At 66.0% G+C, this 12145-nt stretch carries 14 protein-coding genes; 11 read left to right on the top strand and 3 right to left on the bottom strand.

The window, feature by feature from the left end:
• The first annotated feature begins 160 nt into the window (after nucleotides 1–160).
• The 3 genes from SR3_RS12845 to SR3_RS12835 are packed head-to-tail and all read left to right on the top strand — an operon-like array spanning nucleotide 161 to nucleotide 2731.
• Nucleotides 161–1282 carry an FAD-dependent monooxygenase gene (locus SR3_RS12845; RefSeq protein ID WP_068086579.1) on the top strand — a complete coding sequence of 374 codons (1122 nt, stop codon included), beginning with the start codon at nucleotides 161–163 and terminating at the stop codon, nucleotides 1280–1282.
• A complete protein-coding gene (locus SR3_RS12840) occupies nucleotides 1282–1722 on the top strand; it encodes a VOC family protein (RefSeq protein ID WP_068086394.1) in 441 nt (146 codons plus the stop codon). Before SR3_RS12845 ends, SR3_RS12840 begins: the two co-directional genes overlap by 1 nt.
• A gap of 40 nt (nucleotides 1723–1762) precedes the next feature.
• Complete coding sequence (locus SR3_RS12835; protein ID WP_068086391.1) at nucleotides 1763–2731, top strand: amidohydrolase family protein; 969 nt, start codon at nucleotides 1763–1765, stop codon at nucleotides 2729–2731.
• On the opposite strand, the gene SR3_RS12830 is transcribed toward SR3_RS12835, so the two are convergent.
• The gene (locus SR3_RS12830) at nucleotides 2721–3332 is read right to left on the bottom strand and encodes a carboxymuconolactone decarboxylase family protein (protein WP_068086388.1); all 612 of its coding nucleotides are present in this window, start codon (nucleotides 3330–3332) and stop codon (nucleotides 2721–2723) included. The two genes, SR3_RS12835 and SR3_RS12830, sit on opposite strands and share 11 nt — an antisense overlap.
• A gap of 86 nt (nucleotides 3333–3418) precedes the next feature.
• Here SR3_RS12830 and SR3_RS12825 point away from each other — a divergent pair, with 86 nt between their 5' ends.
• Nucleotides 3419–4159, top strand: coding sequence for a TetR/AcrR family transcriptional regulator (locus SR3_RS12825; RefSeq protein WP_084455498.1), 741 nt, complete (start codon nucleotides 3419–3421; stop codon nucleotides 4157–4159).
• Nucleotides 4160–4179: 20 nt separating this feature from the next.
• Here SR3_RS12825 and SR3_RS12820 read toward each other — a convergent pair whose 3' ends face one another.
• The gene (locus SR3_RS12820) at nucleotides 4180–4713 is read right to left on the bottom strand and encodes a hypothetical protein (protein WP_068086382.1); all 534 of its coding nucleotides are present in this window, start codon (nucleotides 4711–4713) and stop codon (nucleotides 4180–4182) included.
• Nucleotides 4713–5645, bottom strand: coding sequence for a fumarylacetoacetate hydrolase family protein (locus tag SR3_RS12815; RefSeq protein ID WP_068086379.1), 933 nt, complete (start codon nucleotides 5643–5645; stop codon nucleotides 4713–4715). Before SR3_RS12815 ends, SR3_RS12820 begins: the two co-directional genes overlap by 1 nt.
• A gap of 184 nt (nucleotides 5646–5829) precedes the next feature.
• On the opposite strand from SR3_RS12815, the gene SR3_RS12810 reads away from it, so the two are divergent.
• From SR3_RS12810 to SR3_RS12780, 7 genes are read left to right on the top strand one after another with little or no spacing between them, the layout of a single operon-like run.
• Nucleotides 5830–7278: an NAD-dependent succinate-semialdehyde dehydrogenase gene (locus tag SR3_RS12810; protein WP_068086376.1), complete on the top strand. Its 1449-nt coding sequence runs from the start codon at nucleotides 5830–5832 to the stop codon at nucleotides 7276–7278.
• Between the two features lie 2 nt (nucleotides 7279–7280).
• Nucleotides 7281–8054 (top strand): SDR family NAD(P)-dependent oxidoreductase, encoded by a 774-nt coding sequence (locus SR3_RS12805; protein ID WP_068086373.1) that lies wholly within the window; start codon nucleotides 7281–7283, stop codon nucleotides 8052–8054.
• A 3-nt stretch (nucleotides 8055–8057) separates the two neighbouring features.
• Nucleotides 8058–8912, top strand: a complete 855-nt coding sequence (locus SR3_RS12800) for an amidohydrolase family protein (RefSeq protein WP_084455496.1) — start codon at nucleotides 8058–8060, stop codon at nucleotides 8910–8912.
• Nucleotides 8913–8924: 12 nt separating this feature from the next.
• On the top strand, nucleotides 8925–9494 hold the full coding sequence (locus SR3_RS12795) for a cupin domain-containing protein (protein ID WP_084455495.1): 570 nt from the start codon (nucleotides 8925–8927) through the stop codon (nucleotides 9492–9494).
• Between the two features lie 43 nt (nucleotides 9495–9537).
• Nucleotides 9538–10377: an acetoacetate decarboxylase family protein gene (locus tag SR3_RS12790; RefSeq protein WP_068086366.1), complete on the top strand. Its 840-nt coding sequence runs from the start codon at nucleotides 9538–9540 to the stop codon at nucleotides 10375–10377.
• A gap of 5 nt (nucleotides 10378–10382) precedes the next feature.
• On the top strand, nucleotides 10383–11456 hold the full coding sequence (locus tag SR3_RS12785; RefSeq protein WP_084455518.1) for an amidohydrolase family protein: 1074 nt from the start codon (nucleotides 10383–10385) through the stop codon (nucleotides 11454–11456).
• 30 nt (nucleotides 11457–11486) lie between these two features.
• Complete coding sequence (locus SR3_RS12780; protein ID WP_068086363.1) at nucleotides 11487–12098, top strand: nuclear transport factor 2 family protein; 612 nt, start codon at nucleotides 11487–11489, stop codon at nucleotides 12096–12098.
• Nucleotides 12099–12145: the final 47 nt, after the last annotated feature.

Below are 12145 nucleotides of genomic sequence, written 5' to 3'. Positions count from 1 at the left end.
CCGGGCCGCTCAAAGGCCGCATCGCGCCTTAGGCAGCCTTTGGGTGACACCTGATATACACCCTGGGCAACTGGCTCTGGCCGCACCGTTCGGTAAGGGTTCTTCATGAACCAAACGGGGGAGGGATGTCCTCCCCCACACGAACGGGAAGAGAATGCAGATGGGCAGCTCCATTCTGGTGGTGGGCGGCGGGATTGGCGGCATGGCTGCGGCGCTGGCGTTGCATCGGGCCGGTCAGGCCGTGGAACTGATCGAGGCCGATGCGACCTGGAACGCGCTGGGCGCCGGGCTGACGCTGAATGGAGGCGCCTTGCGCGCCTTTGCCGATCTGGGATTGCTGGAGGCGGTTGTCGCGGCGGGCTATGCCTCGGTCGGGCCGGTCAGGGCCTGCGATGAACAGGGCGTGGTGCTGGGGCAGGGCAGCAGCGATCCGCTGTTCGGGGAAGGCATCCCTAACATGGGCGGCATTCTGCGCCCGCGCCTGCATGAGGTGATGCGGCAGGCCATTGAGCAGGCCGGCATTCCCGTCACCACGGGCCTCTGCGCCGAGCGTTACGAAGAGATCGAGGGCGCGGTGCGCGTGCATACCAGCGATGGCGGCTGGCGCGATCACGCCTTCGTGGTGGCCGCCGACGGGCTGATGTCGCGCACGCGCGCGCAGCTCTTTCCCGATCTTGGGAAGCCGCGTTTCACCGGGCAGGGCTGCTGGCGCGCGGTGGTCTCGCGGCCCGAGGATGTGACGGCCACATGGGTCTATTCGGCGCAATATGCCAAGGCCGGTTTCAACCCCATTTCGCAGGATCTCATGTATGTCTACCTGCTGGAATCGGCGCCGGGCAATCCGTGGATCGAGGCTGCCGACTGGCTGCCCCTGCTCAAGGCCCGGCTGTCGCGCTTCGGCGGGCATTTCCGCGCCATCGTCGAGGAATTGAACGAGGACTCGCTCATCAACTACCGTCCTCTGGAGGTGATCCTGATGCCCAGACCATGGCACAAGGGCCGCGTGCTGCTGACCGGCGATGCCGCCCATGCCACCACGCCGCATGTCGGTTATGGCGCGGGCATGGCGATCGAGGATGCCGTGGTGCTGGGTCGCCTCGTCAATGAGCATGACGACATCGAGGCCCTCTTCACCGCCTTCACCGACCGGCGCTATGAGCGCTGCCGCGCCATTCTGGAAGGTTCGGTGGCGATCGGCCAGCTGGAACTGGACGATGCCCCCTTTGCCGAGCAGCGCGCCCTGAGCGTCAGTCTGGGCTCCATCCTGCGTGAGCCGATCTGATGGAAAAGCGCGAACTGTGGTTCCACCATGTCGGCGTCAGCGTGGCGGATATGGATGGCGCCATCGCATGGTGGCGCGAGATGCTGGGGTTTGACCTCATGCGCCGTTATCATCTGGCCAGCATTCCGGCGGAGATCGCCATTCTGGGCAATGGCGCGCTGCATGTCGAATTGCTGTGTCGCCCCGATGCCCGCCCCGCCGATCCCGAAAGGCGCATTCCCGACGATGATCTCAAAACGCTGGGCAACAAGCATGTCGCCTTCAGCGTGGCGGATGTGCGCGGCGTGATCGCCCGCCTGCGCGAGAAAGGCGTGGACGTGGTGTGGCTGAAGGAATTTCCCGATGGCCGCGCCGCCAGCTTCATCCGCGACAATGAGGGCAATCTGATCGAATTCGTGCAATGGGCCAAGGTTGAGCCGGCGAAGGCCTTCCTGCCCTGAAGCACCCCCAGAACCATAAGACCGGGAAGGATGATCGCCCATGCGAAGGCGCCTGCTGCTCTCTGCCCTGCTGCTGCCGCTTGCGGGAACCGCTGGCGCCCAGCCCGCCCCCCTGATCCTCTTCGATGCGCATGAACATCTCGTCTCGCAGGATGAGGCGCATTACCCGCGCATCGCCGGTGCCGTTGCGGCAGGACAGGCGCCGGGTGGTGCGCCGCCACCGGGGGCCGGGGTGATCGGCGGGCGCGCCACGCCCTTGCCCACGGCGGAGGCGGTGCTGGGCTGGTGGGGCACGGCGCATGTGGAGGCCGGGGCCGCAGTGCAAAAGCGCGGCACCTATGGTTTCGACAACAGCTATATCCTCGATTCCGCCGCGCTCCGGCCGGGGCAGTTCCGGGCTGTGGTGATGCTCGATCCCGTCGATCCGGCCACGCCGGGGCGTATCCGGGCGTTGGCGGGGCGGATCGCCGCCCTTCGTTTCTCGGGCGCGCTCGGGGCGGATGGCACATGGCCCTGGCTGAGTTCTCCTGCCGCCCATGCCAGTTGGGAGGCGGCGCAGGAAGCAGGCCTGCCCATCGAGCTGATGACCACGCCCCCCGGTTTCGATCCGGCCAGTCTGGCCGAGATCATGCGGCTGTCCGACGCATTCCCCCATCTGCGCATCGTGATCGACCATCTGGGTTGGCCGCCGGTGGTGAAGGGCGCGCGTTTCACTGGTTTCGACCATTCCACCTATGCCGCTTTGGCCGCGCACAAGCGGATCTTCTACAAATTCACCACCATCAACCATGACATTCTGGCCGAGGCGGGGGTGCCGGTCGATGGCTTCCTGCGCGCGGCGGTCGACCGGCTGGGCGCCGACCATATCATGTGGGGGTCCGACATGGGCAATTCGGCGGGCACCTATCCGCAATTCGTCGGCTGGGCGCTGCAGGCCACCGCCCTGCTGACCCCTGCTGAGCGCAAGGCGGTGCTGCATGATACGGGCGCGGCTTTCTTCAAGAGGTGAGCGGCTGCTCCGCCTCTCCCGGCAGGGCGAAGGCGACGCCCGGCACCGGCACGCGCGCCACATTCAGCACCATCGCCAGCAGGGTATAATAGCCGCAAAGCGCGGAAAGTTCGACGGCGCCGGTTTCGCTCAGCAGCGCCACCGTTTCGGCCCAGATGGCATCGGAGACGAAGCGTTCGGCATGCAACTGGGTGATGAAGCGCCAGATCACCGCTTCGTCTTCGGTCATAGGGGGCGTTTCTTCGCCTGCCAGCAGCACGGCCAGCGTGGCGCGGGCCACGCCCGCCTGATGCGCCAGCCGCGCATGGGCGTGCCACTCATAGGGCTGGCCCCAGAGCCGGGCGATCAGGCAGATCGCCCATTCGCGCAGCCGTTCGGGCACGCTGCAGCGATAGCGCAGAAAGGCGCCGAGCTGCTGGGTCAGGTCCATCAGTTCGGGGCTGCGCATCAGGGGGACGAAGGGGCCGCGCACCTCGCCGCGCGGGGAGGCGATCAGCGCGGCGGCGGCGGCGGCCTGTTGTGGCGTATAGCTTGCCGGATCCTGTCTGGGCAGGCGATCGGGCCCCTGAGGCCAGGCGAGCGGCGGAAAGAGATTTTGCATCGCATATTTCCAATTCTTGTGAGAGCGAATTTGACTTGCACCTCGGCTCCGCTTTAGGCGACGAGGTCTAGCGACGGAATGGATCGATGATGGCACGCAGGACAGCAACAGCCGCGCTCCCCGAGAGTGGCCCCGGAAACGGCCCGGAAACCGGTGACGCCGGGCGCAAGGTGGTGCGCAGCCGTGGGCGCCCCAGGGCGGGCTCGCAGGAGGCGGACACCAGCGTGGGGCGCGATGCGCTGATCGACGCGACCATCGCCTTGCTCAAGGACATGCCGCCCGCCGCGATCACGCCTGTGGTGGTGGCGCGCGCGATGGGGGTGCACCCCTCGCTGATCCGCTATTACTTCAAGAACCGCGCGACGCTGCTGGTGGCGGTGGCCGAAAAGATCACCCAGCAGTTCGCGCAGGACTTCGATCTCTACACGCAGGGCACCGGATCGCCCGACAGCCGTCTGGCCGGACGCATCCGCACCATGGTCGATCTCAACGCGACCTATCCCTTTTTCCACCAGCTCTTCGCCACGGAGATCGTGGGTAGCTCCGATCCGGCGGCGCGCGCCATCATCACACAGCTGACCAACCGCGGCATCGGCGCCTATGGCTCGATCCTGCGGGCGGGGCTGGGCGATGGCAGTCTGCGCGCGGCGGACCCCGGGCTGCTCTATGCGGCGGTCGTGGGCATGTCGGAGTTCTTCGTCTCGGCCCATCGCCAGATGGAGATCGCGCAGGGCATGCCGATCGACGAGCCCGAACTGCGTGAGGCCTACAAGAGCTTTATCTGCGATCTGGTGCTCAACGGCCTGCGCAACGGCGGCGAAGGGTAAGGCGCGGTTCATGCCGGAGTTCATGCCAGCGCGCGGAACACTCCGCGTCCGGCGCTCTGGAACCATGCGCCCTTTTCCAGCTCGGCCCGCCATGGGGTGGAGCGGGCAAAGGCGCGTTCCGGCGACTCCATCACCGACATATCGGCGAGTTCGTGGAAGGCCATGCTGGTCCATGCGGGCCCGCCGCTGTGGCTTTTGACCCGGTAGCGGCGGGCGCGCAGCCAGCCGGGGGCGCGCATCAGCAGGTCGATATGCTCCTGCTCGTACCAGCGTTCGAGTTCCGGCGTGACATCGTCGGGCGCGTTGAAGGCCACCAGCATGATGATGCCCCATTGGCCATTATAGGGGCCGGTGTCGCTGGCCAGATCCAGCTCGTAATGCGCCGCGCCCGGGGGGGCGGGTTGAGGGCCAATCTCGGGTGGGGCATAGCGGGCGGCATCGAAGGGCTCGATCACGCTGCGCAGCGGCCAGCCGCCGGAGCCCAACAGGGCCCCGGCTTGCGCATCGTCCAGCATGGCCGCCGAGGGGCAGCGGGTGAAACTGGCGTCGGCCATCAGGCGTTCGCCTCCGTTGGACGGTTGCGCCTGACGGCCTCCAGGTTGGTCGAGCCCTCGCCCATGTAGACACCGCGTTCCCAGCTGCGCTTGAGCGGGTCTGTCACGCCCACCTCGAACGTGCCGATGCCGTGGATCGTCATGCGCAGGGTCTCGCCATCCTGAATGAAGCCCAGCCCTTCATGGTTGGTGCCGCAGGCCACCACATCGCCGCTGTTCATCGTCATGATGGTGGTGATGAACTCCACGATTTCGGGCACGGTGTGCTCCATGTCGTCGGTCGAGTAATTGTGGCGCAGCTGGTCATCGTTCCAAAACTGCACCCACAGGTCGTTGGGATTTTCGATCTCGTCGGCCGTCACGATGCAGGGGCCGATGGGGGCGAAGGTGTCGAAGCTTTTGCCCATCCAGCTGTTGTTGCGCCAGGTGCGGCGGCCGCTTTCGCGCGCGGTCACGTCGATCAGGCAGGTGTAGCCGAAGATCGCCTTGCGCCAGTCCTCGCGCCGGACCATCTTGGCCGGGCCCTTGAAGACCAGCGCCAGTTCCGCCTCATGCATGAAGGCATAAGGCTCCTCGAATGCGGGCAGCAGCACGGTGTCGCCCGGCCCGATCACCGCGTCGGGGTTCTTCATGAACATGTTGAGCGGGCGCGCCTCGCGCTGGGCATGCTCCCAATAGTTGGCGATGCAGTTCACGATCTTGCCCGGGCGCGGCAGAGGCGCCAGCAGGCGCACCTCGGTCAGCGGGATCGCCGGGCCGGTCAGCGCTTCCAGCGCTGGGCGCAGGGTTTCGAAACCATCGATCAGCGCGGCCATCGTCTGCTGCGGGGTGGGGCCGTCATGGGCGACGCTGCTGGCGTCGATCACGCCCTGATCGGTCAGGATTCCGGCGTGAGCAGGCTCATCGCCCCGGGTAAAGAGTACCAGCTTCATGCAAACCTCCCTGCGTTTGATCGCGTGCCATAGGGCTGGGCGGGGCCGGGCGCTTCCCATCCAGATTGCATAAGAGAATTACGCCAAACGGGGGAGGGTGGCTGCTTTACAATTCGCGATGGCGCTAATAACCTTTGCTCAAAGCTGGCCGACTGGCCGCATCAAGTCTTCCGGGAGAGATTTCATGACTGACACGCCCGCCTATCGCAGCGTGCAACTTCTGATCGACGGCGCGTGGAGCGATGCCGCCGATGGCCGCACCCTGCCGGTGGTCAACCCCGCCGATGAGGGGCAGATCGGCACCGTCGCCCATGCCGGCATCGCCGATCTGGACCGCGCTCTGGCCGCTGCCGAAAAGGGGCTGGCCGTGTGGCGGCAGACCGCGCCGATGGCCCGCGCCAAGGTGCTGACCGGCGCCGCCCGCCTGCTGCGTGAGCGCAATGAGGACATCGCCACCCAGATGGTGCTGGAGCAGGGCAAGATGATCGGCGAGGCGCGTGGCGAGGTCGAGCGCGCCGCCGAGGCCTGCGACTGGATGGCGGGCGAGACGATGCGCATCACGGGCCGCATTCTGGAAGGCCGCGCCCCCAACATCACCAACCATGTGCTGCGCGAGCCGGTGGGCATCGTGGCGGCCTTCACGCCGTGGAATTTCCCGGTCAACCAGATCGTGCGCAAGGTGGCGGGCGCTCTGGCCGCCGGTTGCGCGCTGGTGGTGAAAGGGCCGGAAGAGGCGCCGGGCTCCTGCGCGGAGCTGGTGCGTGCTTTCGTCGACGCCGGCGCGCCTGCCGGTGTGGTCAATCTGGTCTATGGCACGCCTGCCGAGATCAGCGAATATCTCGTGCCGCATCCGCTGGTGCGCAAGATCAGCTTCACCGGCTCGACGGTGGTGGGCAAGCATCTGGCCGCGCTGGCCGGTCAGCATATGAAGCTGACCACCATGGAGCTGGGCGGCCATGCCCCGGTGCTGGTTTTCGCCGATGCCGATCCTGTCGCCACGGCCAGAGCGCTGGTAGGCAACAAGTTCCGCAACGCCGGGCAGAGCTGCGTCAACCCCACCCGTTTTCTGGTGGAGGACAGCGTGTTCGATGCTTTCGTCGGCGCTTTTGTTGAAGCCGCCAGCGCGCTCAAGCCGGGCGGCGGTCTGGACCCGGCCACCACCACCGGGCCCTTGGCCAACATCCGCCGCGTCGAAGCGATGGAGCGCCTGACTGCCGATGCCTTGGCCAAAGGCGCGAAGCTGCATTGCGGTGGCGAGCGCGTGGGCAACAAGGGCTTCTTCTTTGCGCCCACGGTCTTCACCGATGTGCCGCTGGACGCCGCGCTGATGAATGAGGAGCCCTTCGGCCCCGTCGCCATGATCAACCGCTGGTCGGATCGCGATGCGCTTTATGCCGAGGCCAACCGCCTGCCTTACGGCCTGTCTGCCTATGCCTTCACCACCAGCAGCGCGACCGCCAAAGAGGTCACCCAGCGCGTGGAAAGCGCGATGATCTCCTTCAACCACTTCGGCCTTGGCCATCCCGAAACGCCCTTCGGTGGCATGAAGGACAGCGGTTATGGCTTCGAGGGCGGAAGCGAGGCCATCGAGCCCTATCTGCAGACCCGCTTCATCACCAAGATGGATCTGTGACCATGGCCGGACGTCTGGACGGCAAGATCGCGCTGGTCACCGGCATTGGCGCGGGCATAGGCCAGGGCATCGCCCTGCGCTATGCCCGCGAGGGCGCCACGGTGGTGGGCTGCGACATTTCCGCTGAGTGGGCCGGCAAGACGGTGGCCGATGCCGCCGCGCAAGGCCTGACCATCGACAGCATGCATCCGGTGGACCTCACCAAACCCGCCGATGTGCAGCGCTGGGTCGATTATGCCGGTGAAACATATGGCCGGATCGACATTCTGGTCAATGCCGCCGCCATTCCGCCGCATATGGCCCCGGTCTCCATCATGGATTACGACAGCCAGTGGACGCCGACCATGGTGGGCGAGGTCGATCTGGTGTTCCTCGCCATCAAGGCGGCATGGCCGTGGATGACGAAAGTCGGCGGCGGATCGATCATCAACTTCGCCAGCGTCAATGCGATGCGCGGCTCGGTGAACACCGGCATGGTGGCGCATTGCGCGGGCAAGGCCGCCGTGATGGCGATGAGCCGCCAGATCGCCATCGAGGGCGGCCCGCACGGCATCCGCTGCAACACCATCGCCCCGGGCATGGTGCAGACCGCCGCCACCGCCAGCGCGGGCACCAGCAGCGGCGCTGTGGCCGAGCGTATTCTGCAGCGTCTGGTCATCAAGCGGCTGGGCGTGCCCGATGACATCGCCTGGGCGGCGGTGTTCCTTGGCTCGGATGAATCGACGTGGATCACGGGGGCGAATCTCCCCGTCGATGGCGGCGTGACGGCGGCCTGAGCGATGGTGCAATTGCCCCCGCCCCATGACGATCCGCATCCGCCACGGCGGTTGCAGGTTCCGGCGGGGGCCTGCGACGCGCATTGCCACCTCTTCGGCCCGTTCGACCGGTTTCCCACGCCCGAGGGCGCCAGCTACCAGCCCGCGCAGCTGCCGCTGGAGCGGTATCAGCGGCTGGCGGCGCGTTTGGGCCTGTCACGCGCGGTGTTCGTGCAGCCCGCCATTTATGGCGGCGACCATGGGGTGATGCTGGACGCCATCGCGCGTGGGCAGGGGGCCTATGCGGGCGTTGGCATTGTCAGCGCGGATCTGGATGATGCGGCGCTGATGGCGCTGCACCATGGCGGCTTGCGCGGCGCGCGATTCAACTTTGTGGGCCATTTGGGCGCGCGGCCTTCGCGTGAGGCCATTTTGCTCGTGGCCGAAAGGGTCGGTCCGCTGGGCTGGCATCTGGTGTTCCATGTCGACGGGGCGGCTCTGGCCGATCTGGCGGACTGGATCGCCGGGCTGAGCATTCCTGTGGTGATCGACCATATGGCGCGGCTCGATCTGACGGATGCTGCCGCCTGCACGCGGCTGCTCGATCTGGTGGCGCTGCCGCAGGTGTGGGTGAAAATCTCCGCCGCCGACCGGATGACGGGTGAGGGTGATCTGGAACAGGCTCTGCCCCTGATGGCGGCGTTGGCGCATAAGGCTCCGCAGCGCACGCTATGGGGCACCGACTGGCCGCATCCCAACATCCGCTGGATGCCCGATGATGGCGATCTGATCGATCTGCTGGCGCTGGCCGTGCCCGATGAGGCGGCCCGCAACGCCATTCTGGTCGACAATCCAGCCCGACTTTATTCCTTTTCGTAAGAAGGCAAGAGCATGTCTGAAACACAACGTCGCCCGGCCCGCCGGGTGGTCACGGGCCATGATGAACAGGGTAAATCCATCGTCCTGTCCGATGGCACGCCGCCCAACATTCGTGATCGCGGCACGCTGGTCGATTTTATCGAGATCTGGAACACGCAGACTGTTCCCGCGCGCATCACCGCCACCGAGCCCGAGCCGACCGATGGCGAGCTGGTCACCCCGCCGCCGGCCGGCGGCACCAAGATCCGCTTCAACGACTTCTTCCCCGGCCATATCGACCGCCTTCCCGAACGCGCCGATGGCCGCCACAAGATGATGCACCGCACCACCTCGGTGGATTACGGCATCGTGCTGGAGGGCGAGATCTGGATGATCCTCGATGACAGCGAGGTGCTGCTCACGCCCGGCACCGTCGTCATCCAGCGTGGCACCGATCATGCTTGGGAAAACCGCAGCGATGCGGTGTGCCGCATGGCCTTCATTCTGGTGTCGGGCGAGTTCGATCCCGAACTGCGCGCCACTTTGCCCCGGCATCTCGAATTGCGCACGGGCGCCGTGTTCAACGAGCCCATCAAGCCCTGACCACCGCAGGCGCCAGAACCCCATCAACGAGAGGATTGCACCCATGAGTTTCCCCCGCGAGCCCGGCAAGTTCTACCGCATGCCGGTGTTTTTCGGCCCCAACCCCTGCCCGCGCTGGGTGCCCGAGGGCGTTGTTCAGGATTTCGCGCGTGAGCCGGTGCGCTCCACTTTGGGCACGCGTTACCTCACCGATGCCAGGGCGCTCGAAGCCGTGCTGCCCGAAGGCTTCCGCCTGTGGGGCGAGCCGATCGTGACGGTCGAGGCCATCTATATGACCGGCTTTTCGTGGCTGGCCGGTGGCGGCTACAACATGTTCGATGTGAAAATCCCGGTGGTTTACGCCAGCAAGACCGAGGGCGATGTGCATGGCACGCTGCTGATGGCGCGCTGGGAAAGCCTGTCCGACCCGATCACCACGGGCCGCGAGGAGCTGGGCCACAACAAGCTGTTCTGCGATATCCCGGAAGTCAGCGATTTCAACGGTCGCCATCACACCTCCATGAGCTGGCGCGGCTTCCCCTTCGCCAAGCTGTGGGCCGAAGATCTGGTCGAGCAGGAGGCGCCCAAGGGCAATCCCGAGAACCGCGGCCTCCTCTCGTGGAAATACATCCCCGCCACGCCGCGCCCCGGGAAAAAATGGGGTGAGGAGGCCGATGCCAATTACGCCACGCTGACCCCTCCGGCCTGGAGCGGGGTGAAGACCACGCGCTATCTGGCCGGCAAGGGCGGCGTGGAATGGGCCCGCCCCAGCTTCGAGCAGCTGCCCACGCAATACACCGTGGTCAACGGCTTCGCCTCCTTCCCCATTCTGGAATCGCGCGGCGCCTATTACTTCTGGATGACAGGCGGCGCCTCGGGCGACGACACCTACCGGCTGGATTGATCGCCATGACCAAGCCCGGCGCTGTGCCTTCGCAATTGCCTCATCCTCGTCTGCTGGGCGGGGATGGGTGTCCCCTGCTGACGGTGGACATTCATGCCCATGCGATGTTCCCCGAAGTGGAGAAGCTCACCGCCGGGCGGCCTGAGCGCAGCGGTGAGGAAGCGTTCCGCCTCCGCACCATGGGGCAGGCCAGCGTGGATTATAACCGCAAGGTGATGATCCCCGACTGCTTCCCGCGCTTGACCCGGCTGGATAAGCGTCTGGCCGATATGGATGCGATGGGCGTGGATGTTCAGATCGTCAGCCCGTCACCCAATCAGTACCATTATTGGGCGCCCGGGGATCTGGCCGAAGAACTGGTGCGCATCCAGAACGAGGCGCTGGCGGATCTGGTCGGGCAAGCGCCGGATCGCTTGCTGGCCTTGGGCGCCATCGCCATGCAGCACCCCGCTCTGGCGGTGGAGCAACTGCGCCATTGCGTGAAGGATCTGGGCTTCAAGGGCGTGGAAATCAGCTCCGTCATCGATGGCGCGGACCTCTCCGACCGGCGTTTCGATCCCGTCTGGGCCGAGGCCGAGGCGCTGGGCGCGGTGGTGTTCATCCATCCGATGGGCTGTTCGCTCGATGAAAGGCTGGAGCCCGCCTATCTGTCCAACCATGTCGGGCAGCCGGTGGAGCATGCCGTCGCGCTCAGCCATCTGATCTTCGGCGGGGTGCTGGACCGGCATCGGGGCCTGAAAATCGTGGCGGCGCATGGTGGCGGCTACCTGCCCGCGCATATGGGCCGGGCCGATCATGCCTGGGCGCAGCGCTCCGATGCCTGCACCTGCTGCGACAAGCCATCCTCCTATCTGAAGCGGTTGCATTTCGACTCGCTGGTTTACGAGCCGCGCGATCTGGCGCTGCTGATCGAGCGGGTGGGCGTCAGCCTGGTGGTGATCGGCACCGATTACCCTTTCGATATGGGCCATTACGACATTCACGGTCTGATCGCCGCCGTTCCCGGCCTGAGCGATTCTGACCGCGCCGCTCTGCTGGGCGGCAACATTATGCGGCTGATGGGGATCAACCACGGCTGAACACGTCCGCAATGGACAGGGGGAGAGAACATGACCGAACAGTATGAAGCCAACCGCAGGACCATTCTGGGCGCGGTGGCAGGTGTCGCGGGGCTGGCCTATGCCGGCCCCGTTTTGGCGCAAGGCACAAGTGCGGCGGAGCAGACCCCGCGTCAGGCCTGGGCCACCAAGGACGGCGCGGTCAGGATCGGGCCCAATGCGGCGCCGGTGGCATCGGCGCTGGATATGCTGCTGATCGGCCAGGCATTCAGCCGCTATGGCATGGCGCATGACGAGGGGCTGGGGCCGGTGCTTGCCACCCTGTTTACCGCCGACGCCGTTGTTGAGGTGGCCGATGGCCATGGCAAGCCGTTCCAGACGGTGCGGGGCCATGATGCCGTGGTCGCCAATTTCGCCAACACCTTCGGCCAGCAGGGCGACCAGCGCCGCCATTGCTTCAGCAATGTGCTGGTCGAAGAGGCCAGCGAGACCAAGGCGCGCGCTCTGGCCTATGCGCTGGTCTCGGTGGCTTCGGGCGGGGGGCTTATTCTGGGCGCGGCGGTGATCTACACCGCCGATCTGCGCAAGGAGGGCGGGCTGTGGAAGTTCTCGCGCCTGTTTATCGGCATGGATGCCTATACCACGCCTAAACCCAAGGTTTGAGAAGGGAAAAGGGGGCCTCCGGCGGGCAAAGGGCTATAGCCCTTTGC

It is taken from the genome of Novosphingobium rosa NBRC 15208 (genome assembly GCF_001598555.1).
Classification (GTDB): domain Bacteria; phylum Pseudomonadota; class Alphaproteobacteria; order Sphingomonadales; family Sphingomonadaceae; genus Novosphingobium; species Novosphingobium rosa.
This window is presented reverse-complemented; position numbering and strand designations above follow the sequence as displayed.

Excerpts from the sequence above, each read along its gene's own strand:
- SR3_RS12810 (WP_068086376.1), top strand. The coding sequence starts at position 5,830 with ATGACTGACACGCCCGCCTATCGCAGCGTGCAACTTCTGATCGACGGC.
- SR3_RS12805 (WP_068086373.1), top strand. The coding sequence starts at position 7,281 with ATGGCCGGACGTCTGGACGGCAAGATCGCGCTGGTCACCGGCATTGGC.
- SR3_RS12830 (WP_068086388.1), bottom strand. The coding sequence starts at position 3,332 with ATGCAAAATCTCTTTCCGCCGCTCGCCTGGCCTCAGGGGCCCGATCGC.
- SR3_RS12815 (WP_068086379.1), bottom strand. The coding sequence starts at position 5,645 with ATGAAGCTGGTACTCTTTACCCGGGGCGATGAGCCTGCTCACGCCGGA.
- SR3_RS12825 (WP_084455498.1), top strand. The coding sequence starts at position 3,419 with ATGATGGCACGCAGGACAGCAACAGCCGCGCTCCCCGAGAGTGGCCCC.
- SR3_RS12845 (WP_068086579.1), top strand. The coding sequence starts at position 161 with ATGGGCAGCTCCATTCTGGTGGTGGGCGGCGGGATTGGCGGCATGGCT.
- SR3_RS12820 (WP_068086382.1), bottom strand. The coding sequence starts at position 4,713 with ATGGCCGACGCCAGTTTCACCCGCTGCCCCTCGGCGGCCATGCTGGAC.
- SR3_RS12800 (WP_084455496.1), top strand. The coding sequence starts at position 8,058 with ATGGTGCAATTGCCCCCGCCCCATGACGATCCGCATCCGCCACGGCGG.
- SR3_RS12780 (WP_068086363.1), top strand. The coding sequence starts at position 11,487 with ATGACCGAACAGTATGAAGCCAACCGCAGGACCATTCTGGGCGCGGTG.
- SR3_RS12795 (WP_084455495.1), top strand. The coding sequence starts at position 8,925 with ATGTCTGAAACACAACGTCGCCCGGCCCGCCGGGTGGTCACGGGCCAT.
- SR3_RS12790 (WP_068086366.1), top strand. The coding sequence starts at position 9,538 with ATGAGTTTCCCCCGCGAGCCCGGCAAGTTCTACCGCATGCCGGTGTTT.
- SR3_RS12835 (WP_068086391.1), top strand. The coding sequence starts at position 1,763 with ATGCGAAGGCGCCTGCTGCTCTCTGCCCTGCTGCTGCCGCTTGCGGGA.
- SR3_RS12785 (WP_084455518.1), top strand. The coding sequence starts at position 10,383 with ATGACCAAGCCCGGCGCTGTGCCTTCGCAATTGCCTCATCCTCGTCTG.
- SR3_RS12840 (WP_068086394.1), top strand. The coding sequence starts at position 1,282 with ATGGAAAAGCGCGAACTGTGGTTCCACCATGTCGGCGTCAGCGTGGCG.